This is a genomic window from Sphingobium terrigena (assembly GCF_003591655.1).
Classification (GTDB): domain Bacteria; phylum Pseudomonadota; class Alphaproteobacteria; order Sphingomonadales; family Sphingomonadaceae; genus Sphingobium; species Sphingobium terrigena.
Genome location: NZ_QVRA01000020.1, coordinates 1 through 22,374 on the forward strand (window position 1 = coordinate 1; position 22,374 = coordinate 22,374).

At 61.4% G+C, this 22,374-nt stretch carries 23 protein-coding genes, 1 tRNA gene, 1 rRNA gene and 1 pseudogene; 10 read left to right on the top strand and 16 right to left on the bottom strand.

The window, feature by feature from the left end; translation table 11 throughout:
- The 3 genes from rrf to D0Z70_RS25465 all read left to right on the top strand — a co-directional run.
- Positions 1-104, top strand: a 5S ribosomal RNA gene (gene rrf / locus D0Z70_RS17815); the annotation flags it as partial.
- Between the two features lie 88 nt (positions 105-192).
- Positions 193-284, top strand: a tRNA-Met gene (locus D0Z70_RS17820).
- 23 nt (positions 285-307) lie between these two features.
- Positions 308-796, top strand: a complete 489-nt coding sequence (locus D0Z70_RS25465) for a hypothetical protein (protein ID WP_239019005.1) — start codon at positions 308-310, stop codon at positions 794-796.
- 54 nt (positions 797-850) lie between these two features.
- Here the strand turns inward: D0Z70_RS25465 and D0Z70_RS17825 are convergent.
- A pseudogene (locus tag D0Z70_RS17825) lies at positions 851-2,029 on the bottom strand (recombinase family protein); the annotation flags it as partial.
- Between the two features lie 208 nt (positions 2,030-2,237).
- Between D0Z70_RS17825 and D0Z70_RS17830 the strand changes: the two are divergent.
- Complete coding sequence (locus tag D0Z70_RS17830) at positions 2,238-3,224, top strand: AAA family ATPase (RefSeq protein WP_119748737.1); 987 nt, start codon at positions 2,238-2,240, stop codon at positions 3,222-3,224.
- 55 nt (positions 3,225-3,279) lie between these two features.
- Positions 3,280-5,574, top strand: a complete 2,295-nt coding sequence (locus D0Z70_RS17835) for a S8 family peptidase (protein ID WP_220475668.1) — start codon at positions 3,280-3,282, stop codon at positions 5,572-5,574.
- 297 nt (positions 5,575-5,871) lie between these two features.
- Here D0Z70_RS17835 and D0Z70_RS17840 read toward each other — a convergent pair whose 3' ends face one another.
- Together D0Z70_RS17840 and D0Z70_RS17845 are read right to left on the bottom strand one after the other, a co-directional pair.
- Positions 5,872-6,537 (bottom strand): YoaK family protein, encoded by a 666-nt coding sequence (locus D0Z70_RS17840; protein ID WP_119748741.1) that lies wholly within the window; start codon positions 6,535-6,537, stop codon positions 5,872-5,874.
- Positions 6,534-6,752 carry a hypothetical protein gene (locus tag D0Z70_RS17845; RefSeq protein WP_119748743.1) on the bottom strand — a complete coding sequence of 73 codons (219 nt, stop codon included), beginning with the start codon at positions 6,750-6,752 and terminating at the stop codon, positions 6,534-6,536. Before D0Z70_RS17845 ends, D0Z70_RS17840 begins: the two co-directional genes overlap by 4 nt.
- A gap of 318 nt (positions 6,753-7,070) precedes the next feature.
- On the opposite strand from D0Z70_RS17845, the gene D0Z70_RS17855 reads away from it, so the two are divergent.
- The 3 genes from D0Z70_RS17855 to D0Z70_RS17865 all read left to right on the top strand — a co-directional run bounded on the left by D0Z70_RS17855 (position 7,071) and on the right by D0Z70_RS17865 (position 7,982).
- Positions 7,071-7,358 carry a helix-turn-helix domain-containing protein gene (locus D0Z70_RS17855; protein ID WP_119748748.1) on the top strand — a complete coding sequence of 96 codons (288 nt, stop codon included), beginning with the start codon at positions 7,071-7,073 and terminating at the stop codon, positions 7,356-7,358.
- Positions 7,358-7,663 (top strand): alkylphosphonate utilization protein, encoded by a 306-nt coding sequence (locus tag D0Z70_RS17860; protein WP_119748889.1) that lies wholly within the window; start codon positions 7,358-7,360, stop codon positions 7,661-7,663. Before D0Z70_RS17855 ends, D0Z70_RS17860 begins: the two co-directional genes overlap by 1 nt.
- A gap of 79 nt (positions 7,664-7,742) precedes the next feature.
- Complete coding sequence (locus D0Z70_RS17865) at positions 7,743-7,982, top strand: acyl carrier protein (protein ID WP_119748750.1); 240 nt, start codon at positions 7,743-7,745, stop codon at positions 7,980-7,982.
- A 138-nt stretch (positions 7,983-8,120) separates the two neighbouring features.
- Here D0Z70_RS17865 and D0Z70_RS17870 read toward each other — a convergent pair whose 3' ends face one another.
- On the bottom strand, positions 8,121-8,696 hold the full coding sequence (locus tag D0Z70_RS17870; RefSeq protein WP_147418788.1) for a hypothetical protein: 576 nt from the start codon (positions 8,694-8,696) through the stop codon (positions 8,121-8,123).
- Between the two features lie 195 nt (positions 8,697-8,891).
- Between D0Z70_RS17870 and D0Z70_RS17875 the strand changes: the two genes are divergently transcribed.
- A complete protein-coding gene (locus tag D0Z70_RS17875) occupies positions 8,892-9,086 on the top strand; it encodes a hypothetical protein (RefSeq protein WP_119748753.1) in 195 nt (64 codons plus the stop codon).
- A 108-nt stretch (positions 9,087-9,194) separates the two neighbouring features.
- Here D0Z70_RS17875 and D0Z70_RS24665 read toward each other — a convergent pair whose 3' ends face one another.
- From D0Z70_RS24665 to D0Z70_RS25470, 6 genes are all read right to left on the bottom strand, one after another.
- Positions 9,195-9,632 (bottom strand): hypothetical protein, encoded by a 438-nt coding sequence (locus tag D0Z70_RS24665; protein WP_182914018.1) that lies wholly within the window; start codon positions 9,630-9,632, stop codon positions 9,195-9,197.
- Positions 9,633-9,692: 60 nt separating this feature from the next.
- Positions 9,693-10,877, bottom strand: coding sequence for an MFS transporter (locus D0Z70_RS17885; protein WP_119748757.1), 1,185 nt, complete (start codon positions 10,875-10,877; stop codon positions 9,693-9,695).
- 19 nt (positions 10,878-10,896) lie between these two features.
- Complete coding sequence (locus D0Z70_RS17890) at positions 10,897-11,400, bottom strand: hypothetical protein (protein WP_119748759.1); 504 nt, start codon at positions 11,398-11,400, stop codon at positions 10,897-10,899.
- 354 nt (positions 11,401-11,754) lie between these two features.
- Positions 11,755-12,021: a hypothetical protein gene (locus D0Z70_RS17895; protein ID WP_239019006.1), complete on the bottom strand. Its 267-nt coding sequence runs from the start codon at positions 12,019-12,021 to the stop codon at positions 11,755-11,757.
- Positions 12,022-12,025: 4 nt separating this feature from the next.
- Positions 12,026-12,568 carry an AAA family ATPase gene (locus D0Z70_RS17900; RefSeq protein ID WP_119748761.1) on the bottom strand — a complete coding sequence of 181 codons (543 nt, stop codon included), beginning with the start codon at positions 12,566-12,568 and terminating at the stop codon, positions 12,026-12,028.
- 4 nt (positions 12,569-12,572) lie between these two features.
- Entirely contained in the window at positions 12,573-13,184 is a 612-nt protein-coding gene (locus D0Z70_RS25470; protein ID WP_239019007.1) for a hypothetical protein, read from the bottom strand.
- 654 nt (positions 13,185-13,838) lie between these two features.
- On the opposite strand from D0Z70_RS25470, the gene D0Z70_RS17920 reads away from it, so the two are divergent.
- A complete protein-coding gene (locus tag D0Z70_RS17920; protein ID WP_182914020.1) occupies positions 13,839-14,240 on the top strand; it encodes a hypothetical protein in 402 nt (133 codons plus the stop codon).
- A 2-nt stretch (positions 14,241-14,242) separates the two neighbouring features.
- Here D0Z70_RS17920 and D0Z70_RS17925 read toward each other — a convergent pair whose 3' ends face one another.
- Genes D0Z70_RS17925 through D0Z70_RS17950 form a run of 6 tightly spaced genes read right to left on the bottom strand, consistent with a single transcriptional unit; the run spans position 14,243 to position 22,365 of the window.
- Positions 14,243-17,986 carry a conjugal transfer protein TraG N-terminal domain-containing protein gene (locus D0Z70_RS17925; protein WP_119748771.1) on the bottom strand — a complete coding sequence of 1,248 codons (3,744 nt, stop codon included), beginning with the start codon at positions 17,984-17,986 and terminating at the stop codon, positions 14,243-14,245.
- Positions 17,987-17,994: 8 nt separating this feature from the next.
- The gene (locus tag D0Z70_RS17930) at positions 17,995-19,419 is read right to left on the bottom strand and encodes a conjugal transfer protein TraH (RefSeq protein WP_119748773.1); all 1,425 of its coding nucleotides are present in this window, start codon (positions 19,417-19,419) and stop codon (positions 17,995-17,997) included.
- A gap of 46 nt (positions 19,420-19,465) precedes the next feature.
- Positions 19,466-20,068 carry a hypothetical protein gene (locus D0Z70_RS17935; RefSeq protein WP_119748775.1) on the bottom strand — a complete coding sequence of 201 codons (603 nt, stop codon included), beginning with the start codon at positions 20,066-20,068 and terminating at the stop codon, positions 19,466-19,468.
- Positions 20,065-20,952 (bottom strand): conjugal transfer protein TraF, encoded by an 888-nt coding sequence (locus D0Z70_RS17940; protein ID WP_119748777.1) that lies wholly within the window; start codon positions 20,950-20,952, stop codon positions 20,065-20,067. The genes D0Z70_RS17935 and D0Z70_RS17940 overlap by 4 nt, the downstream gene beginning before the upstream one ends.
- On the bottom strand, positions 20,949-21,545 hold the full coding sequence (locus tag D0Z70_RS17945) for a S26 family signal peptidase (RefSeq protein WP_119748779.1): 597 nt from the start codon (positions 21,543-21,545) through the stop codon (positions 20,949-20,951). Before D0Z70_RS17945 ends, D0Z70_RS17940 begins: the two co-directional genes overlap by 4 nt.
- Positions 21,517-22,365: a type-F conjugative transfer system pilin assembly protein TrbC gene (locus D0Z70_RS17950; protein ID WP_239019008.1), complete on the bottom strand. Its 849-nt coding sequence runs from the start codon at positions 22,363-22,365 to the stop codon at positions 21,517-21,519. Before D0Z70_RS17950 ends, D0Z70_RS17945 begins: the two co-directional genes overlap by 29 nt.
- Positions 22,366-22,374: the final 9 nt, after the last annotated feature.

Here is a 22,374-nt window from a genome sequence, read left to right on the forward strand (position 1 = left end):
TAGCGTCTGTGACCCACCCGATCCCATCCCGAACTCGGCCGTGAAACCTGACTGCGCCGATGGTACTATTGCTCAAGCACTGGAAGAGTAGGGCGTCGCCAGGCATTGAAGCACGCGCATATACGGACACAAAAACCCATTCACAGTTCATAAAAGGGCGACCCAAAAGGTCGCCCTTTTATCGTTACCGTCGCGGGATGGAGCAGCCCGGTAGCTCGTCAGGCTCATAACCTGAAGGTCGTAGGTTCAAATNAGAAACCGACATACCGGCCACCCCTGGCGCATTAGCGCCGGGGGTGGTGTCGTTTTGGGCGGATTTCCGCTGTTCCAGCCATTCGAGGATTGTGCCGAACTCACCGTGGAGCATCGCATTAACCTCTCCGCGCTTGGCACCGGGCGTCAGAACGATGCGCTCAATGAGCGCGCGCAACGCGTCGGCAGCCTCCTGCCGCTCCTGTGGATGCGCCAGAGCTTCTGCAAACCGCTCGACCTTGCGACGATAAATCTCCGAGATGTTCGGATGGATATCCGGCACATCGGCGGGTGCCGCAGCGAGCCGGGCGCGAATGGCATCTTCCTGCGCCTCCAATTCGAGCAGTTGATCGACGAGCGAGCGCGTTCCCTTGCCTTCCGTCGCGAGCGTTACGAGTCCCTTTATCGCCTTCAGGACCCTGTCGAGTTCAGCCCGGTCCGCGCTATCTGTGGCGCGACGCTGGCGATTGAGGCGATTGGTTTCTTCGACGCAGGTGCGAATGGCTTCGGCCGCTACTTCTGGACTCATCAACCGGTCACGTAGACCGTCGAGAACCCGCGCCTCCAGCTTTTCACGCGCAATGCTATGCCCATTGGAACAGCTTCTCGTGTCGATATGGTTCGAACAGGCAAACCGCCCCTGCCCGCGAAGGGTATAAGACCCGCCACAGCAGCCGCAGTAGACAAGGCCGGACAGGAGGCTCTTCGGGCGATGAGTCCGGTTCATGGCATTGTGGGCCAAGCGCGTCGCTTCGATGACGCCGGCATATTGGATCGCGATATCTTCCTGTCGCGCTTTTGCTGCCTGCCAGAGTTCGTCATCCAGGATCCGTAGATGAGGCACTTCGGTAACGATCCACTCGGACTGCGGATTGATGCGAGAGACACGCTTGCCCGTCTGGGGATTCTTCAGATAGCGAAGGCGGTTCCACACCAGCTTGCCGATATAGAGCTCATTGTTGATCAAACCTGTGCCGCGCTTTGCGTGACCGCGGATCGTGGTCGATGTCCAGAGTTTGCCGGTCGGTGCGGCTATCCCTGCTTCATTGAGGCGGCAGGCAATCGCATGCGGGCTGAGGCCATTGGCAAACTGCCGGAAAACCTGACGTACAACTTCCGCTTCAGCGTCGTTGATGGTGCGCTCGCCGTGAACTGCCTCACCTTCGGTGGAGAAACGACGCACCACATCATAGCCATAACATAGGCCACCACCCGACTTGCCCTTCTCCACGCGGCCGCGCAGACCGCGATGGGTCTTCTTCGCAAGATCCTTGAGGAACAGCGCGTTCATCGTGCCCTTGAGGCCGACATGCAGTTCAGAAACTTCGCCCTCGGCCAAGGTGACGATTTTGACACCGGCAAACTGGAGGTTTTTGTAGAGCGTGGCGACATCGGCCTGGTCGCGCGATACACGGTCGAGTGCTTCGGCAAGCAGGATGTCGAAACGCCCCATCTGCGCATCCTGCAAAAGTGACTGGATGCCGGGCCGGAGAATGACGCTCGCGCCAGAGATCGCTGCATCCTTGTAGCTGCTCACGATGCGCCAGCCTTCCCGGCCTGCCTGCTCCCTACAGATCAAAAACTGGTCTTCGATGGACGCAGGGCTCTGCTTGTCGTCGGAATAGCGCGCATATAGGGCAACACGGGTCATTACTGCCTCCTGGATGGAGAAAAGGTAACATGGTGTGTTTTGCAGGCCAAGCTGCCGCGCGATGTAAGGCAGAGCGTAGTTGCTTGACGCCCGCTCAAGCTGTCGACGCAACCCGGACGGACCCATCGGCAGGACCAAGTGCTGCCAGCAACATGATCTCTGTCCAGCGCTACCTGCCGCTGGACTTCTTTGCTCTTCCCGTTCGATCCCTTTCTGGGAGACGGCTATCGCGCTTTCCAGCGGGGCAGCGGCTCGCTCAGCCACGATTGCAAACCTATGGCGAAATCTGGCAAACCGGCTATGCTCCCTGTAGGCAATTTTACGGCAAGGCACGATGGCGCGCGGTGAGTTAATGAAAAAACTGCTAGCAAGCTACGGGCGGGAGGAAGAATTCCGAGCCGTTGCTGAGCAGATCATCGGTGAGGAGGAGAAGAAGAACAACCGCGTTCTGGCTCGTTCGCTTCGCCGTTCGCTCGACGCTGGACCTGCGCGCTCTTCACGTCCCAAGGCTCTGGCGCCGCTTATCCCGTTCCCGGAAGCCGCTGGCGATTTCGTTGAATTGGTGGAGCCGACCCACAATAAACAGGACATTATCCTCTCCCCGGAGAATATCCGCATTTTTCTGGGGCTGCTGCGCGAATCCCGGGCGGCCGATACGATCCGTCGGCGAGGCCTCGCCGTGCGATCGAAGCTTCTTTTCTGCGGCCCCCCCGGTTGCGGCAAGACGTTGTGCGCGGAAATTTTCGCCAGCGAACTGGGCCTGCCGCTTTACATCGTAAAGCTCGACCGGCTGATCTCCTCCTATCTGGGAGAGACGGCAACCAACGTCCGCAAAATCTTCGAATTCGCCCGCAAACAGCCTTCTGTGCTGTTTTTCGACGAGTTTGATGCACTCGCTCGCGCCCGCGACGAGGACGGCGAGCACAATGAACTGCGCCGTGTCGTCAATAGTCTGCTGATGTTCATCGACCGGATCCAGCCCAAGGGCTTTGTGGTCGCTGCCACCAATCTCGACCAGTCGCTCGATCCGGCCATCTGGCGTCGCTTCGATGAGGTGATCTGGTTTGACCGCCCTGACACGAGGATGATAGCACGCTTCCTCAAGATGCGGTTCAAGAATGTAGCTGTGAGCTTCGAGCCGGAAGCGCATCTCGCCGAGCTTGAGGGCTATTCCTACGCGGAACTGGAACGGCTGTGCCTCCAGGCGATCAAGGCGTCGATCATCGATAAAAGAAAAATCGTCAGGGAGAGGGATTTTCTGGATGCCATTGCCGATGAGCGTCGTCGCCGGCGCCGGACTTCACGCATGACCGCTGCCTGATTCGCCCCGAGTGGCACAATATGATCATTTGCAGCTCGTCCGCTTGCCCGAGCGGATGCCCCGTCGAAAGACTGGCGGTGGCGGGCCGCCGCCGATGCGCAATCCTGGTGGGCATAGCGAACGTCTAGGGCAGGAACTCGATCAGGCAGTTGCGGTTCAGCAACGTCGGCGACGCGCCGACGCTGTCGATCCCGCGTTGATCTTGCGGGTCCAGATGAGTGGGCCTTTGCTCGAGGAGGAATGGAACAAGGTTGGTCTCACGGTCCTTTCGATCGACGAGGATCGTACGCTGGTTCTTTTCTCCACCAGCGACGAACTGACCGCTTTCCGCCGCAAGCTGGAAAGCTATGGCCGAGGCGCTCCGGCAGGGCAGCAAAATCCCTCTTTCGCCGGGTTCATTGCAAATATAGAATCGATCGACGAAGTCGCCCCACGCGACCGGATCGGTATGCGCGCGAGAGAAGCCGGGCTGGTCGATGTCGATGATTTCCAACCTGGCCAATCCTATGTCGTCGATATCGAACTCTGGGATCTCGGGCGCCGCGATCTGCGCGAACGCAAGATCGAGGATATCGTCGCCTATGCCGAGGCCCGCGAGAGCGAGGAACTCGACCGGCACATCGGTCCCAACCTGACTTTGGTCCGACTGCGCTGCGATGGCGGCGTCGTGCGAACGCTGCTGACGATCGAGGAAATCGCGGAAGTGGATTTACCGCCAGAGCCCGATCTCCTCACCGCGCAGCATATCGACCTGACCCTCGCCGAACTTCCCGAGCCTGAAACACTCGACGATGACGCGCCGCTTATTGGCATAATCGACAGCGGGGTGAACGACCATCCGCTGATCGAGGATATCATCGTCGGTTCTATCGCCATTCCCGATACATTGGGGATTGCGGATGATCATGGCCATGGCACGTTCGTTGGAGGGATTGCTACCTTCGGCGATTTGCGTACCCAACTTGGCACTGGGAGCTTGGTCCGCCAGGCCCGGCTCTGTTCCGCCAAGGTCATCGACAACACTGGCAATTTCCCAAGCAGCCGCTTGGCCCCGCGCCTCATGCGTGAAGCTATAACCCGTCTCAACGAGGAGTTCGGTTGCCGTATCTTCGTCATTGCGCTCGGGGATCGCACCAAGGTGGTCGAAGGCGGCAAGGTTGGTCCGTGGGCGCAGACGCTCGATGAACTGGTTCGTGAACTTGACGTCGTTATTGTCGTCGCCGCCGGAAATCGGCAGCCGCGGCGAGGGATGCGGATCGAGGAGGCCGTCACTCACTATCCTGCCTATCTCATGGAGGACGCCAACCGATTGTGCGAACCCGCGGGCGGCATGAACATCGTGACAGTTGGCGCGATCGCTCATGGCAATGGGCTTAGCCAACGTGCACAAGACAATGTCGGCGTGCGGCCTATCACCGATATGTTCGAGCCGTCGCCTTTCTCCCGCGCAGGGCCGGGGGTTCGTGGTGCGATTAAGCCCGATTTCACTGATGTCGGCGGTACCCTGATCTACGACGGGCCGACCGCTGCTTTGCAGGGTGGCGAAGTCCGGCCCGAGGCGGGTGTGATGTCGCTCCATTACCGGCCGGTCGATCGATTGTTCGCTGCACGCTCGGGCACGTCGCACGCCGCGCCGCTGGTGGCCTTCAAGGCCAGCCAGATTCTGGGGCGCTTCCCCGATGCTTCCGCAAATCTCATACGCGCACTCTTGGCCGGCAGTGCGTCCATCCCCGCCGAGACCACCCGCCGCCTCGCGGGTCTGGGCGATGCGGCGGAGCGGGCTATGTGCGGCTACGGTCGAGTGGACAGTGAGCGGGCGGTTTTCTCCGACGATGCGCGCGTCGTCTTGTACGCCGAAGATAGCCTGTCGATCGACCACTTCGCGGTCTACCAGATTCCGATTCCCGAACCATTTCAGACCGAACGGGGGCGACGCACGATCCGGATCAGCCTCGCTTACGATCCGCCAGTCCGGCATAGCCGACTGGATTATAATGGCGTCTCGATGAACTTTCGCCTCATTCGCGGTTGCGCGCCGGACGACATCTTTGAGCATTTCCGTCGACGGACGGTAGCGGAAGGCGCGGTTCCCGACATGGCACCGCGCTTCAACTGCAAACTCTTGCCCAGTTCGACCCTCCGAGAGAGGTCGAGCTTGCAGACCGCGGCCGTTACATTTTCACGCGACGTCAGCACTTACGGCGACACTTATTATCTGGTGGTGCGGTGCGCGGGTGGATGGTCGGGAGACGAGGGTCAGCAGGATTTCGCGGTGACCGTCGAGATTTCGCATGAAGCCGAAGTGGCGCTCTATGAACGTCTCCGGCAACGTACGAGAGTTCGTGTCTGACACTGGCGCATGCGACCTGAGCACGATCGCGGCCCATTTTTTCAGACACCTCGTCAGAAGCTGAGGCCGCTATACAACGAATCTCGGTAAAGTTGGCACGTTCAGGGGTACTCGTCCATCGTGGCGTGTCTGACGGGTTCGACCATGCGCCGGTCATTGCCGTTGCAGCAGCCTTCCACCATCGGGCGCGCCTTTGGAAAGAAAAATATTGCCCTGTTTGTCGAGTTAATGATCGGTGGTCCGGCAGGGCTCCTTTTGATTGTCGCGCAGCAGTCTGCCGAGCGGGATGGCCTCCGGTCAGTTGCCGCGCCGAGCAATCGAAGCCGCAAGCGGGACGCGGCGATGATGAAGCCAGGAGCCCAGCAGGAATGCCGCGCCAGCAGCGGCCCAGATCGCCGAATTTCCAACCAGGCGATAGCTCACGGCACCCAGCACCGCGCCCGTCACCAGGCCAAGCCAGAGCAACAGATAGGGCAGCCATCCGAAGCGGTCACCGCCCATAAGCGCGGAGAGCAAGCGCTGCCCGAATTTGACCAGCGTCCCGGTCATATAGGTAAGACCGATCTGCACCTCGCCATCGCGCTCGAATAGTGCATTTTCCGCTCCCATCGCCATGGCCAGGGCGGCTGCTGCTGCCCAGTTGGCATCGATGATAGCGAGGAGCGCCGAGATCGTGAGCAGGGCTGCGATCAGATACATGAGCGCGCTGTGCCTGGAATGCTGGATAACCCGACCACAGAGCGAACCGAGCATGACCCCGATCACGAACGATGCGATCAATCCGGCTGCGGTCGCCGCATCCGAAAAATGCGTGCTCAAGCCGACGGCAAGGCGCGTGGAATTACCGCTCATGAAGGATACGAAGAAGCCACCGAGATAGAGAAAACCCAACGCATCGACATATCCTGCAAGCGCGGCGAAGCACGCCGCCAATCCCCAAATCTTACGATCGTATCGGTTCATCCATTGCTCTCTTGCGGGGGCGTCGCGCCATTGCGCGCAGCGGACAGATCCCTGTCCCACCGGGCCATTTCCTGAATGTTCAGGGCTTCTGCCCGGCTCAATCGCGCTGCGTCCTCTGTGGCGAGCGACCGGTTGGCTAGGCCCTGCCGAATGAAATCTTTCAGCATCATATTCTGAAGCAGGAGAAATTCCCTCACACGCTGTCCCAGTTTCATGATGTCACCTGGACATAGGGCCGTTCCAGGGCGTCGAGGCACGCCCTTATCATCGCCAACGCCGCATCTTCAGCCCACTCGCATTGCAATGGATCGGCGGCGGCGAGATCGGAGCGCGGCCATTGCGGCAAACGCTTGGGAAGCCAGCGGAAGGCCGCCCTGCCTATCGCCGTGTTGCTGCCAGAAGCCTTTGCACCGGCGTACCCATTTGAATCGCATCTTATGTTCAACGCTACCTCTGAACCGAAAAGCACCCGTAGCATATATATGATCAAATCATAAGGTTGAACTCTGATATCTCACGCATCATAAAGGTGCATGATTACGTCACAGCAGATGCGGGCGGCGCGCGCCCTGCTCGGGATCGACCAGAAGGAATTGGCTGCGCTGGCAGGTGTTTCCGTGCCCACGATCCAGCGCATGGAAGCCTCAGACGGACAGGTACGCTGTGTCGTAGATACTCTCGTCAGAGTGATTTCAGCTTTGGAGCAGGGGGGCGTCGAACTGATCGGCGACGATGCGCCCAGTCAGGGTAGGGGGCGCGGTGTGCGCCTGAAGCAAGTCGCCTCCTCCGCCACCACCATAGAAATGGATGACAGCGAATGATGCAAGACAGTGACGATTATATCTATGACGAGGCTAGCGGCGAATGGATGAGCGCCGCCGACCTGGCGCACCGGAACGCGCAAGTCGGTGAGGTTGAGGTGCGCGACGCCGTCGGCAATTTGCTGGCGGATGGAGACAGCGTTACGCTCATCAAGGATTTGACCGTGAAAGGGGCTAATCAGACGTTGAAACGCGGTACGGTCATCAAATCGATCCGCCTGACCGGCGACGCGCAGGAGATTGATTGTCGATATGACGGCATCAAGGGTCTGGTGCTGCGCGCTGAATTTGTGCGCAAGCGCTGACCCTGAGACATTGGCTACACGCCGCGTGGCCAGCCATAAAATGGCCCGCCGACATCGGGCATCATACTCAGGAGGCCATATGAACGACATCGCCGAACGTGTTATCAAAATCGTGATCGAGCATATGGGGGTCTATCCCGACAAGGTGACGCCCGAGGCCAATTTTCTAGATGACCTCGGAGGCGACAGCCTTGATGTCGTGGAACTGGTGATGGCGCTCGAAGATGAGTTCGGCATCACCATACCGGACGCGGACGTCGATAAGATCGGCACGGTGCAGGATGCCATTCGCTATGTCGAAGCTGCCAAGGCCGGCTGAAGCGCGACAATATTGATGCGCACATCGAAGACCACGCGACGGGCTGGAAGGAACGTCGAATCCCGTGACATAGCAGATTGATGCCTGGTGGCTGCGCGTTGAGGTGACGCGATCCTCGAGTTGCCTTTGTGCCATGTCTCACGACGCGACGGGATTTGGCGGCAGCGGTAGGCGCGCACGCAAATCCAGGATGCGCCGGGTTTTCTGGATGGTCGCATGGACGGCTGCGCCTGTGACTCCAAAACGCTTGCCGATTTCCGCTCCGCTCAGGCCTTCCTCATCGTTAAGCCGCAGCATCGTCTCGCCGATTGCAAATCTCTCCGAACGCTTCGCAGCAGCCTGATTGATTTTCTCCAGATAACGGGGGAGCAAAGACCCCAAAAGATCGAGTGCCGGCGGCTCCGGTTTGCCTGTCCACCGATCGTGGAACCGCCAGCCATAACGATCCATCACGGCCGCGACCTCGCAGTAACAGGCAAAGCCCAGGTTAGGCAGGCGAAACAGAGCCCGCTGCTCGCAACGGGACAAATCGCTGAGCTGCATCGTTTCGATCGGAACCCCTGCCATGGTCGATGTGGGGTCGGTTGGCCTGTCCAACTGGCCCAGGCAGTTGCGTGTGCGGGAGGAAATGATGTGCCAAGCTTCCAGCGCGAGAATGGAGGCATCTTGAGTTGGCTCCATCAATCTCGATTTTACCTGAAACATCTTGGACAACCATCTCCAAAATTTCATTTCGCCTGCGATAATATCAGTTCTGCATCATCCCGGCGAGACGCTGCGTCTGCAAAAGCAACGGTGATTGACGATACCCGGACAGGGCAGGCAAAGCGGCGCAATCCTTGCCATGTCGTCACGGCTAGGCGATATAGTCAGGGGCGGCAGACGCCTTGCGGATTGCGAGAATGTGACTTGAGCGCAGCCAACTTTTACAATGAGCGCGCGGCCGCTGAACGCATCGCGGCGGAAGAAGAAATTTTGCCGCAGCGCCGCATGCAGCATGAGCGTGCCGCCGAGCGCTGGGAACAAATGGCTCAGTCCGCCCAAGAGACACAACGCCGCGCGGCGATCAATGAAGCCGATAAGCGGGCAAAGACATGGTCATGACCGAACCGGAGCGAAATCGCTTCCAGACTGTCGCTCATCAGCTGCTAACGCAGCGGGGCCAAGTCGTGCTGCGCAGGTGAACGTTGCCAAGCGAGGACTGACCGCGCATTATCTGGCCTTGGACGCCGCACACAAGTCGCCGCCAAATATGGTCCCCGGCCACTCCTTAAATGTAGTGCCGGAAGCTTGAGAATCGGCATCGCGAAATAATGCGATCGTTCGCGGACCACCTGCGATCCCTCCGACCTCAAACCATATGATCCAGTAATTTCCGGATTGGTAGGCGCAAAGGAAGCGCCGCTGTGGCGCCGGACCACCGACAACGTCGATGCTGTCGAAACGCCTGTCAACCTCCGAGATTCCGCTAGCGCCGAAAAAGCGGGCGATTTCCGCGGAAACCGGCTTTGGAACATCCACCAATTTGTTGAATGCCGATGCTTCACCCAGATCGCAGGCTTGAAGGACCGGCATGTCCGGATAATTTTTTCCTTCCATGTCGTCGGCGGCACCATGCTCGCTGGAGACTAATTGGTCGGCAGGCGCCAAAGGCAATGGTTGCAAATATGCTGATCTTGGGAACCGCGCCACTTGATTGAGCCAGATATCTCATGGCCTTGGTGTCCCTTCCGACCATCGCCCGTTGAATATTCGCCACCCGACGATGCTGGCGCAAACGCCGAGCAGACCACCCACGAGATAAGCCGTTGGCGCATCATCCGGCACGAAGAAACCGCCTGCAACGTAGCCGCATATCGCAGCCGTGCGTGTCGCCGCGCCGTAGATCGCCGCGACCTTAGCATGATCGGCGGCCGGGACTTGCGATTGCAACAGGGTTCTCACCGCGACATTATGAACGCTGTTCGCTCCGCCACCGGCAATGAAGGCCACAGCGACAATTGCAAGGCCGATGGGCGTGAGGCCGATGAGCAGCATGGTCGCGCCCATGATCGCAGCCGTGGCGAATGCCGCCCTGCCGACGCGGTGCCCGATGATTCTTTCGGCCAGCGCCGCGCCTATCAGCATCCCGCCAGCCCAGAGCGCCGTAAGAACCCCGAACGCGAGAGGACCCCTTGCAAGGGTCACTATGACCAGGAACACAAAGGCCACATCGGCAATTGCAGTGGCGAAGACTTCGATGCTGAGCGCACCCGTCAGTGCCATGACGCGCCGATTGGTCAGTAGCGGCCGATAGGCAGCGAGTAGGGCTGGCTCTTCCTCCGCGTGCTGCTGCGGCTTGCGATGCAGTCCGCTCAGCGCGACAACGAGAAGTAGCAGGGCAAAGCTAGCGGCATCGATCAGGAGCGCATTTGTCGATCCCATCCTACCCACCAGAACGCCGCCGGCGACTGGGCCGGCGAGCATGCCGAGGCTGCGGACCATCTCGAGGAAACCGTTGGCGCGCACGAGCGTCATCCCAAGCGCGCCCGCCAGAACAGGAATCAGCGCGAAGGTCGCAGCACTGCTGATTGTGAACAGCACGCTCAGGGCGACGGCGCCGGCGAGCGTAAGCATGGGGATAAAGGCAATGAGCGCTATCGTGGCTGCTTGCAGCGCAGAAACCAAGATCAGCACATGAGCCGAGTCGCTGCGGTCGATCAGCCGGCCCGCCCAGGGCGCGGCGACGAGGCCTGGAAGCAGTTCCGCGATTAGCAGCGCCGGCACGCCATAGGGCGGCATATTGTCGGCGGTGCGGAACATCATCGTCAACAGCGTGATTTCATCGCCGATGGTTGAAACCGTCAGCGCCGCCAGGACCAGCCATCCCCAGCCATGCCGAAAGGCGACCGTCATCTCTCCGTCCGCCGAGCCATCATTTCCAGCATAAAGCCAAGGCCTTTTCGACACGCCGCGCCCACTGCGCGAGGGGCGTGCCGACATTGGCTTCCATCATGAAGCTGCCGGAATGACTGTCGCTGAAATTGCCGGGGCCTTCCAACCTGTAGAGCGTGCCATCCATCGTTATGAGAATATCCTTGTCGGAAAATCCTGGTGGATCGGGTTGGAGCGGTTCGATCCGCTTCATCTCGCCGATTACGGCACGCATGGCTGGACAAGTCATGCTGTCGGCCTTTTGTACAGTATGTCTTTGCGTGCGCCGCATCCAGTAATCGAGTTGGCGGGTATCGGGATTGAGCCGGATCGTACCGAACTCGATCCGCGTTTCGTCGCGCGACGACGGCTTGATCGTCAGCGTTGCCCAGGCCGGTACCCAAGGTCCGGCGGGACCATCTGGGTTGGATGCGGCCTGCGCTTGCCCAAATGCGATTACGGCACAGCCGAAGATGGAAGTAAGTCCCAGCAGTCTCCGGTTCATTTGGCCCCCATCATGCGACAAGCCCCGCCGCGGTTCCAAGGCACGACGGGGCTTGGGTCGCGCTACGCTGCATAGGGCGTTCCACAGCCCCTGCGACCATCAGCAGAGTACTTCGCCCCCCAGTCTATAGCCAAATCATATTGTGCATATATTTGGAATGTACCGGACATGCTCAAATTAGCGCCCTTCTGGGAAAGCAAGGCTTACCATTTCATCGCTTCGAGATCGGACGGTATGATTTGCCAGCGCGTCGATTTTTGCGTCGTACATCACTTTCGTGATTTGGCGCCGGTTCGGTCGCACGGGCAGATCATCAAACATGCGGACAAGCCTTGGTGCCTGATGATATCATCTTCAGGTCACCTGAAACATGGTCATGCGGATGATACCGGGGGAAGCCTCTATCTCCGCTTCGATCGCCGCCACCCGCTCGATACGATCGTTGGGCCAGTCCCGCGAAACGCTGACGCCCCCTTGATCGGTTTCGATATCGATAAGCCGGGTTTGCGGCGACAAATCGAATAAATGGACAAGCTGATCACAAAGCTCGGGTGTCAGCCGGTGGACACCCGGCCCGACCATGAGGAGTTGCCACGAGTGAGGAATGCGATCAGCCATCATGCCTTTATATCAATTCGCTCACGAAGCGCACCCGTTCGCCTACGGTGGCAAGAGGGAGGGTGACCAGCTCGTAGTCCAGGTCAGCATAGGTCGCGACCATCGCCTCGTAGGTCGCCTCTGCTTCCGCGAAATCCTGTTTTCTTTCGGCATCGCAGGTGAATATTGCTTGCCAGGGCGGAGCAATGAAAACGCGAGGATGATAGCGAAATTGTTTTGCCGCCTCGTCGACATGGGCCGGGACGGGAAGATTGCACAGGCGTAGATACCCAAGGACACCGGGAATGCCACGATCGAAGAACACTGGGCCAGTCAGATACCGGGCCTCGTGCCAGGAACGCAGTTCCCAACCCAGCATCAGTTCCGCGAAAGCGGTGCGATCGTCCCAGGGTAATGCACTGCCGCCGATCATGACCTGGTCGCGGATGATGGCACGGCCAGCTTCAGGCATATGGTGAAAACCTCGCGCCGCCAGCGCCTCGATCAGCGTGCTTTTACCTGATCCTGGACCGCCGGTGATGACATGGAAGCTGGTCAGATCGCTCGGCATGAAATCAGCGGTACTCCTGCAGGGAAATATGAGTGATGCCCCGCACAGATGCGATAGCCTCTACGAGGCTATCGACCATATCCATGCTGCGGCGCGGCCAGTCAGGCGAGACGGTGACATAGCCAGCATCGGTCTGGATGTTGATCGTCGCGGTGGCAGGGAGCAGGTCCAGTAAGGACGCGAGCTTTTCCTGAATATCGGGTATGATGCGATCAATGCCCGGGCCCCCCATCAGGCTTTGCCAGGCAGGGCGTGAGGCATCAGTCATGAGCGTCCCCCGCAGTACTGGTAAGCCACATGAACTGGAGAACAGAATCGGTCTTGCCAGACTTGCGCCAATGACGGTGATGCTGGTCCAGGCGCCATGTGGCGAGGGCAGCGAGGCGATAGGGGCGCGGCGCCAGAACGAGATGCGATCATTGAGAGCGATGATCTCGGTGCGGTTCCTCGTTGAACTTCCACAGTCCGATCCAGGGATGGAAGACGCGTCAACGTTGTCGTGCACCGCTTTCGCATTCAAGTTTCTGTAGACGCCGCACAAGCCATACCGCGCTGGTTTCGCAAAGTCATGGCGGACAGTAACAGATTTAGCGACCTGTGCCAGAGCGCCGGGCACGCTGGTCTCCCGGCGGCATTGAAAAATGGGGGGCGCAACACCGCCGGGAGTGGACGATACTCACACCGGCATCGAACGCGGAGGCGCCGGTAGCGCCAGACACAGCGCCTGTCTTCATCTCTCCCATGACCTCGACCAAAAATCGGACATGCCGAGCATTCCACGGGGTATGTTGAGCGCGAAATACGGCTTCCGCCGCTCGCGATAGTGTCATTCGCTGATGACCGTGGCGTCTTCGATCGTATTGAGAAGAATCGCCAGCGCTCAGGCTACTGACTCCATCATATCAGTCTGGCAATTCCGATGGCGTCCGAGCGCGCTTTTCGTGTTCCTTCTGTTCCTCGTAAAGTTCACGTGCAATCTGACGTCCCAGGAGCCTGGCAAGACGCAGGATCGCAGCCTCCGCACCAGGCGAGATATTAGGGCCCATAGCGGGAGCGCGCCGCTTCCTTTTCACCGCGGCTTTCGTCCCGAACCTGAATTTGCCCACCTTTCAGACCCGGAGCGCAGATCCAGGCGGAGCGAGGAAGGAAAGGGCGAAGGGGGGAGGATTGGAAGGGGCTTCCCAACCGCAATCGGGGCATTGTTACGATGGTCAGCAGGTTCCCCGTCCAATGAAGCTGTGCTATTCTCCGCTTTGGAAAGGCTCTGCAGATGCAGGATGTTGATCAACTCGACCCGACACCAGAAGAGACTCCCGCGCCAGCGCCGTCGCCGCGCGCTGCCGACTGGTTCTGGCACCCACGGTATGCAAAACTGACCTGGGCCCTGACCCTGCTTTACTGGGTCGGTCTCGAGCTGATGATCACCCTTCCATACGACCAGCTCAACATCTACCTGGTCAACACCATGGTACTGCTGATCTTCGTCTTCAATCCGATCACGGTCGTAGCGGTGTTGGGATATGGCTTCCTCAAAGCCAAGGTCGCATGCGGCGAATGGGTAATAACGGCGGGACCGCCTTCGCAAAGGCCAATCCTTGATCCCTATACCGATCCGTTCGACCCGCGATCGGGGGATATGCATCTTCGACACATCGGTGTGATCCAGGACTGACGTCATGGATCCCGCCGCTCTTTAAAGCTTGGATCACCATCCGCCATACCATTGTCGCGATCGAGCAGTAATCTTCCAGAACTGAGGATCGACGACTGTTCCATTGATGCAATAGGGCCGGTTACATCGACTGTCCCACGACCCGCGTCCGCTTGCCTCAAGTACCTGTTGCGCAGGCCATCATTGCCAAGTACGCGATCGCCCAATTCACGAGAAAACGCCTCTTCCGGACGACCAGAACGCGCAGCCACTCTTTCTGCCGACGCGATTGCCTCCCGGACATCATAGTTCACAATGTCTATCGAAGAGCGTGCAGAGACGGCCGCCATTCCTCGATCCGAGATGTCGGCACTCAACTTGCCAGTCAGAGAGCCTGTCGCGCTCCCCTTGCCGCCGCCTTTTTCCTCGCCCTCCTTGCCACCTGAGCCAATGCCGCGTGATGCTGAAGCAGTAAGATCACCGGAGAGGCTTTGGCTATCCGCTGTCGAATGCTCCGCCGAACGCGATAGCGATCTGTTCCACCCTGTCTGTGCAATGATCGCGGTTACGTCGCGCTCCAGCGTATCGGCGACCTGCGGTTTCAAACGCCAGTTGCCTCTCCGATCCATCTCGAACCCGCCGCGCAGCCAGTTGGCCATGGCCGCCTGACCTTCCGGGCCGCTGCCCAGGAAGTGCTCGATGGTATCCGGCCCGGCCTGCTTGCCGGCCTCGAACCGGCTGCTGGTATCATTGCGCGCCGACTGGCTGAACCCGGTGCTGCTGGAGACTAGCAGATCATTATGGGCGAAGCTGAACCGGGCATGCCCGCCATTGGCGATGGCGCCAAGCTGGCTCTCATTGATAAGGCCGCCCCGCCACATCTGCGCCGCGAGTTCGGGTGTCAGGTTGAGACTGAGGTCGCCATTCTGGTCCATGGCGATCTGGCGCTTCGACATCTCCACACCATGCGCACGAAGCAGCGCCTGGGTGCGGGTAAGGCGCTCCCTGTCGACAATTCCGGTCAGACGCTCGTTCTGTGCGCGGTCGGCGATGCCTTCCGCGCCGCCCTCGGCCATGTCGACCTGATTGCCGGCCGTTCCGGCGAGTGCGCGGATGAAGGAATCCAGGCGAGCCGCTTCCCGGACCGATACACCGGCGGCCGCGGCGCCCTCGGCAAAGCCTGCATTGTCCGCCTGCCGCCGCTGCTCGGCGATCTGGGCACTGCTGCGTACCCCGTCGGGCCCGATCTCGCGCTGCGCGTCGAGCTTGCCTGACCGCTCGGCAAAATCATAGCCTGCAGCCTCCCGCGTGCGCCCATAGACGCTGGTGCCTTCACGCGCCGCCTCCGCGGTCGCGCCATCGGCTGTGCCGACCTGCACGGCGGCATTGTAACTCTCCAGCGCGCGCAGGACCTGCGCCTCGTTGCGCCCGGTCGCGCGCGAGAGTTGGCTGATCGCGGTCGATCGCGCCTCGCCTGAAAGCGCATTGATGAACCCGATGCGCCGGCTGGTTTCGGTGACGGAGAGACCCAGCATGGCCGCAGCCTGCCATTGTCCCTGATTGCCGCCGGTGCGATGTGCCTGCTCGGTCGCGACATTGCCGCGCTCGACGGCGGCAACCCTGTCGCCTGCATAGTCGCGCCGGCCTTCCATCGCGCCCACCTGCGTCTGCGCCGCGGTCAGGTCATTGCGCAGCATCTGCTCCTGATCGAAGGCGTTGGCCGTCAGCTTGGCGAACGTCGGATCGGCACCCGCCTGGGCGATGACCGTCGACGCCTTGAGCGCTGCATCCTTCGCATCATAGCCGCTGCGTTCGAAATGCCGCTGCGCGCCTGACTGCATCATTTCATAAGCGCGTTGATCGCCGAACGCTTTCCATTGCACCATATTCTGCGCGAAGGCTGCAAAGGCGCGCTCGCCGCCCTGGCCTTGCCCGAAATAGGTGGTGCCAAGCTTACGCAGCGCATCGCCCTGGGCAAAATTGTGGATCGCGGAAGTCGCGGCATTGGCGCGCACGGCGCGTGCCGTCGCCGGATCGCTCAGATCCCGGCCGACCAGGGCGGGGGAGAGCCCGCCCAGTTCCCGCGCGGCGTCCGCCCGGCCGAGACCGAAGGCTGCCGTTCCCGCTGCCCCGCCACCCTGTTCGCCGAGCACGGAACCGGCCGAGGCAAAGCTACGGTCGAGGCCGAAGCTGCTGCGCTCGCCAAAATCGCCGAAGCCTGAGGATGCGGCGCGCCGCGACATGGTGCCGCCGGCCGAGGCCTGCGCCTCCAGGGCCGAGGCATAGCCCTCGCTGGTTCCAACCGTCGCGGCCGCCATGCTGCCCTGGCCCTGCACTCCGAGCATGCCCGACGTGAAGGCGGTGAACATGTTGCCCGAGAAGCGGAACACGGTGAAGACGAACGCGCCGGCAAGGCCTGCCGCGGCGGTCCGGAACGACCCGAAGATGGCAAGCGCCTTCATCGCCGCCGAGGGCGCGAGGATCCAGCTGTCAGCCGCGACATTGGTCGCGCGCAGCTCGGCCAGGACGCCCATCGCCCGGCCGAGGGTAAGCTGGTAGATGCCGGCATCGATGACGCCCCAGAGCGCGACGAACACGAAGAGCCCCAGCGCGAAACTGGCGACCCGGAGGTTGATCGGCGTCAGGATGAAGAGCAGCGCGATCGGCATCATCATCAGCATGATCGCGAAGACCGACGCGCGGATGGTCGGCATCCATTCGTTGGCCGTCGAGAGCGTGGCGAGCCCGTTGGATTCGATGGCGCGGTTCGCCATCACGCGGGCGGTCGCCGCCGGGGAATCCTCGAACAGGACGTCGCCGACGGTCTGGCCGAGCAGGATGTTGGTCAGGAATTTCTGTCGGCTCATGGAATGACCCAGCATCATGTCGCCCAGTGCATCGATCTGCTGGCGGCAGCGATCGCGCTGGGCCGCCTGGGTCACGTCGAAGCCGGTGCGCGCGCAGACCTGGTCGCTATAGGCGTCGAACAGGGTACTGTCCGACAGGCGATCGGCGATATAGCCCCATGCCGCCTCGCAGCTCATCGTCGTGCCGGCCTTGTCGCTCGCCGTGTACACGGTCGAGAAGGTTGCTGGTCCCGCCATCGCCGCGAAGGAGGCCGGAAGATCGGTTGACGTCCGGAAGAGCTGGTCGTCGTCGACCCCATAGGCCGGCGAGACGCGGGCGACGGGATAGCATTGCCGCACATAGTCCTTCACCGTCGCATCGAGGAAGGTATCCACGATCGGGCTGCGGGGACTGACAGCATTCAGGAACAGGTCGAATGCATGGCCGCCGGCGCCGAATTCCAGCTTGGCATTGGGATCGGTCGTATTATCATCGATAGTCTCGGCAAGCGCTCGTTCCATGAGATTGGTGACGCCGGCGACCAGCACGATGAGGTTGGGGACGTCGCCGACCGGCTGATAGGCGTTGCGCACCCGGTCGTAGATGTGGATCGTGCCCGTAGTGGCGATCATCCCGGCGAACAGGCCGATACCGATCAGCATCTGGAAGCCGAAGGCGACGAGCCCCATGCCGGAGCCCTTGATGCTCGCCAGAACCGCGCCCAGCCCGATCCCGGCAACCGCGATGATCACGACGAGCGTTTCGTAGCGCGGGTCACCGAACATCATCGCGACCAGGTGGAACGCATCGACGGTTTCCGAAAAGCCGTCCCATGTGTGATAGCTCGCATCGATCGCCAGCGCGGGCGTCGCGCCCAGACACCCGACGAGAGCGAGGAGCAAGCGGATAATGCGACGCATGCCCCGCCTCACCGGTTGCGATTGGCGTTGGCGCCCGCGGCATCGCGGGCATCGCGGTCGCGCTGGCGGACCACCCCGGCATAGTTGGCCGAGAGGTTCACCTGGTTCATGGCGGCCATGTAGGACTGACGCATCTGGGCCCGCTGGCGCAGCACCTCGTCCCTGAGCTCACGCAACTGCTCGATGCCCTTGGTCAGGATACGCGTCTGGCAGATGTTCGTATTCTCGGCATCCGAAGCCCCCGCCGTCGTCACACCGCGTTCGGCATTCTGCAGCGCGAAATCGATCGAACGGGTGAGGTCGTTCAGCATCTGATAGGCGAGGGTGAGCGCCACGAGTTCATCCGTGTCGGCTATGACGCTATCGGTGAGGCCCTGCCGCACGCCCCATTCGAGCAGGCGATAGACCGGTAAGGTCCGCACATTGGCGACGAACTGCTTTTCCTCCGTGGTCAGCGCCGCGCGCGTCCGGATCTTGACGGAGATCGCCTCCATCCGCTCGCGCGTCAGTATCAGCGCACCGCGACCTGCGCCGTTCACTGAACAATCCGCGGCAGTCGCGGGGATGTTGAGCGCTCGGGTCGGCACGCGACCGGTCAGGAAATCGTCGGCGCTCTCGGTATCCTGGCGCGGGCAGGCGGGAATGGCCGAGAAGAGCGGTACCTTGTCGTTGGCATCCCAGCGCATATAGACGTCGCCGACCCGTGCCCGCATGACGCCCGCCCAGTCGGATGCGCCGACACGCGCGGCGGCGTGCGCCAGCAGCGAACCGGTCTTGAAGATGTCCGTGACCTCGGCCGGGCAATTGGCCAGCGCCTCCTTCAGATCCTCGGTCGGATTTCCCTTGTTGGCCTGGATCTTCTCGCGGCTCTGCTGCCAGCTATTGGCATAGCCTTCTCGGATCGACTTGTAGCCGGTCATTTCCTCGACGATGCCCGACATATTGTCGTCGCCCTTCGCAATCTGGACCATGCGATTGGCAAGACGACAGTCGTTCACCTGAATAGAGTTCAGGAAATTGGTCGCCGCCTCCATTTTTGAAATAATATTACCCATCTTCTCATCCAGCGTTTCCAGAAGATATTGGAAGGCGACGGCCGGCGCGGCCTGCAGGATGGTCTCCAGCTTCTGGACGAGATAATCGGGATCGAGGAACGACATGCCGCCAAGGAACATGTCGATGCCGCCGCAGCCCGCCTTCACCTTGGGCAGCGTCAGACTCATGAGATAATCGTCATGGACATCGACGCGGCCCGACATGCCGCCCGCGGTCACATAGCCCCGGGTCTGGTCCTCGAAGCTGCCGGGCGAGGTATAGGTGACATTATCGAACCAGCTCTCGGCCCAACCCTGGGCGTGGGCCGGAACTGACTGGCCGCATGAAGCTGCAATCAGGCAGAGCGCGAGAAACGGGCGGCGTATAGTATAGGCCATGACAGGTTTCCTGAAGGCAAGAGTTTGTGACACAGCCCCGGCACGATCAGCGTCCTTTCCGATTGGAAGAGACCGGCGCCCTCACGCCGACAATTCCGGTAAATTTGGACATGGCGCGCACACCCACCGCGGCACGCGCCCCGGCCAGCATCCGGGCGGCAAGCCAGGCGTTGCGCGCGATATTGGCGCAATGATCGGTGCCGATCGCGATGGGCACCATGCGGCCCGGATCAGCCATTGGCCGCACCCATGCGACCGGGTTTCCGACCCAGGGTAGGCCAAGGCGCCCCGATCGGAGGGCCGCTTCCTCAACCCCAAGCGTCCGGATCTGCCAGCCATAGCGGCCACGGAATGCCAGAAGCTTCGTCCAGAGATCGCCGCAGGGCAGGCAGCCGGGCGCCGTGCTTATCTCGATCACATAGAGCGATGCCTGATCGCGCAGCATGATCTCGAAGTCGGGCGGAAAATCGCGCGTCACCGGCACGCGCGAAAGCCACAGGCGCATGTCCGCAGCCGTCGACACCGGATGGATGGCCGCCCGCCGAGCGACGTCCCGGTCCGCCTGCTGTGCGAGGACGCTCGCCGGCAGCACTATCAGTGGCGTCAGCAGCGAGACGCCGCAGACCAGCGCGGAACCCAGGCGCCTCATGGCCTACGCTCCCTGGCATCGACGAGATCGCCGCCGATCACGCGCGGATCGGTCGAGGAGACGGGGCCATTGGCCAGCGCATCGAAGAAGCCGTCTTCCTCGCCCGCGCCGGTCAGCCACTGCTCCGGGCGGATGTCGCCGCTCAGCAATCGCACGGCCTGATAGGCCATCTGCGCGAGATTGGGGTATGTCTCGACCCCAGCGGCAATCACCATGCGCTGGGGACTGCCCCGACGGATGACCATGGTGGTCGGCGTCACCTCGACTCCGAACCGTTGCTTGAGGTCCGGCCTGCGGTCGAGGTCCATCAGGCTCACCTGCCAGCCCATGTCATCCTGGAACCGCTGGACGATCGGCCACTGCACCCTGCAATAGCCGCAGGATTCCCGGGCAAACATGACGAGCGCGAATTCCCCGGCCTTGGACTGCAGATATTGGCGGCGGACCTGGTCCTTCTGCGCCCCCATCGCATCGCGGGCCTCGCCCACCATCGGATTGGCGGCTTTGGCATTGAGCTGCGGATGCGTCAGCATGGCAAGCTGGGTGACGCCGGCAAAGGCGCGGGCCTTGCGTCGGGCAAAATCCTGCAGCCGCCAGAAATCCGCGACCGCGTCGATCGTGAGGACGGTGGCGGCATAGTCGCGTTGCTCGACGATGAGCTTCGCGATCCGGGGTGGCGACCATTTGGCCAGTTCCACCATCGGCGGGATGACCGGCTTGGGGACCGTTTCATCCTGCGCCTCTTCTTCAGCGCCGGATTTGGGTGTCTCGTACCACCAGTAGCCCCGTGCCGCACGATCGCCCGCGCTCGCAGGCGCCGTTTGCGCGCACGCAGGACCGGCGGACAGGAGCAAGGCCACACCCAGTAAGAGCATGCGCCTCACAGCAGCTTCTCCATGCGCGTGAGCCGCTCGATCGCGACCGGGCCATAATAGCGGCTGTCATATCCGTCGGGATGCCGCGAACCGACGAAGATCATCCCCTCGGGAATGCGCGCGCTTTCCGGCTGCCAATGAACGAGTGTCTTGCCATTGCGCGCTGCAGATTTGCTGACACCCATCAGTGTGCCATTGCAATAATACCAGCCATTCCGGGCCAGCCCGCCATATCCGGGTTTCTCGACTATGCTGATCCGGTCGCCAGGCAGACAGAGCGCATATTTGGTGATCGCGACAGGCTTCGGGCCGGCTACCGGATCGGAAAATGTGAAGGATATGAGATCGCCGCGACGGATTGGCCCCGGAGATCGATGGACCACCCATGCGTCGATCGACGGCGTCATGACCAGGGTGATCTGCGGCATCGCCCACCAGGCGAAGAGACCGATGGGCAGCACGATGCCATAGGCCTTGAGCAGCTGGGCAGGCCGCGCCGGTTGCCCAAGACCGTTTGCGCCGAGCGCCACCGCCGCCCGGAGCGGCAGATCCTTAAGTTCGCGCCAGAGACGGTTACCGGCGCGCCAGGTAAGCAAGAGCATCTCGCACCTCCTCCTTGCCGCCAAGACGGCCATATTCCTCGAGCAATCCGGAAAGGGCAGCGTCGCCCAGCACGATGTGCGCGGCGCGCGGGCTGGCCTCGTCACGCTCGCAATAAGGAAGAGTCGGATCGCCCGGGATCATCGCCAGCGCGGGCACCTGGGTGACGCCATGCTGGCGGAACACCAGGGGATCGACGATGACCTGCACGTCGCGCATCGCGCAGGCGGGACCTTCGCAATCGGGATCGCGGCGCAATATGGCGGCCGACAATTTCGCCATCGGTGCGACCTGCCGCATCCCGCCCGGCATGCCGCGGAAGGCCATCACGCCGCTGGCGCGTTCGAGCTGGCCGGCATAGGTGCGCAGCGTCTCGACCGGCATTGAGGAGGAGACGAACAGCACGGGAACCCAGCGTTTCGCGCTCGCCCTGGATACGACGCCGGCCAGCGCCGCCTCTTCGGGCTGTTCAAGGCCCAGGGCCTGGGCGATACGACGGCTCGCGACCTCCCGCTCGAGGGCCAATGCATCACGAGCCGCCGCGACATCGGCCTCCACCCGTTTCGCCATGGCGGGATTCTGCTTGCGCCTGTTGATCCCCTCGAAAGCACGGCGCTGGGCGGCGGCATCCGCTTTGCCCGGTAGAAAAGGCGAGGCTTTCGTGGGAGTCTTGGCCCTGGCGGTGGCGCGCTTCACGCGCTCCATCGCCGCTTCGCCCTGATCCTGGATGCGCGTGCGAGCATTGCCACTCTGCTGCTGATCGGCCGCGCCCTGCGGTTCGCTTGCCCTGACCAGCAGGGGAGCGAGGGCAATGGCTGCCAACAGGAGCGC

Coding starts and splice junctions, on each gene's coding strand:
- D0Z70_RS17830 (WP_119748737.1), top strand. CDS start 2,238: ATGGCGCGCGGTGAGTTAATGAAAAAACTGCTAGCAAGCTACGGGCGG.
- D0Z70_RS17835 (WP_220475668.1), top strand. CDS start 3,280: ATGCCCCGTCGAAAGACTGGCGGTGGCGGGCCGCCGCCGATGCGCAAT.
- D0Z70_RS17840 (WP_119748741.1), bottom strand. CDS start 6,537: ATGAACCGATACGATCGTAAGATTTGGGGATTGGCGGCGTGCTTCGCC.
- D0Z70_RS17845 (WP_119748743.1), bottom strand. CDS start 6,752: ATGAAACTGGGACAGCGTGTGAGGGAATTTCTCCTGCTTCAGAATATG.
- D0Z70_RS17855 (WP_119748748.1), top strand. CDS start 7,071: ATGATTACGTCACAGCAGATGCGGGCGGCGCGCGCCCTGCTCGGGATC.
- D0Z70_RS17860 (WP_119748889.1), top strand. CDS start 7,358: ATGCAAGACAGTGACGATTATATCTATGACGAGGCTAGCGGCGAATGG.
- D0Z70_RS17865 (WP_119748750.1), top strand. CDS start 7,743: ATGAACGACATCGCCGAACGTGTTATCAAAATCGTGATCGAGCATATG.
- D0Z70_RS17885 (WP_119748757.1), bottom strand. CDS start 10,877: ATGACGGTCGCCTTTCGGCATGGCTGGGGATGGCTGGTCCTGGCGGCG.
- D0Z70_RS17890 (WP_119748759.1), bottom strand. CDS start 11,400: ATGAACCGGAGACTGCTGGGACTTACTTCCATCTTCGGCTGTGCCGTA.
- D0Z70_RS17895 (WP_239019006.1), bottom strand. CDS start 12,021: ATGATGGCTGATCGCATTCCTCACTCGTGGCAACTCCTCATGGTCGGG.
- D0Z70_RS17900 (WP_119748761.1), bottom strand. CDS start 12,568: ATGCCGAGCGATCTGACCAGCTTCCATGTCATCACCGGCGGTCCAGGA.
- D0Z70_RS17920 (WP_182914020.1), top strand. CDS start 13,839: ATGCAGGATGTTGATCAACTCGACCCGACACCAGAAGAGACTCCCGCG.
- D0Z70_RS17925 (WP_119748771.1), bottom strand. CDS start 17,986: ATGCGTCGCATTATCCGCTTGCTCCTCGCTCTCGTCGGGTGTCTGGGC.
- D0Z70_RS17930 (WP_119748773.1), bottom strand. CDS start 19,419: ATGGCCTATACTATACGCCGCCCGTTTCTCGCGCTCTGCCTGATTGCA.
- D0Z70_RS17935 (WP_119748775.1), bottom strand. CDS start 20,068: ATGAGGCGCCTGGGTTCCGCGCTGGTCTGCGGCGTCTCGCTGCTGACG.
- D0Z70_RS17945 (WP_119748779.1), bottom strand. CDS start 21,545: ATGCTCTTGCTTACCTGGCGCGCCGGTAACCGTCTCTGGCGCGAACTT.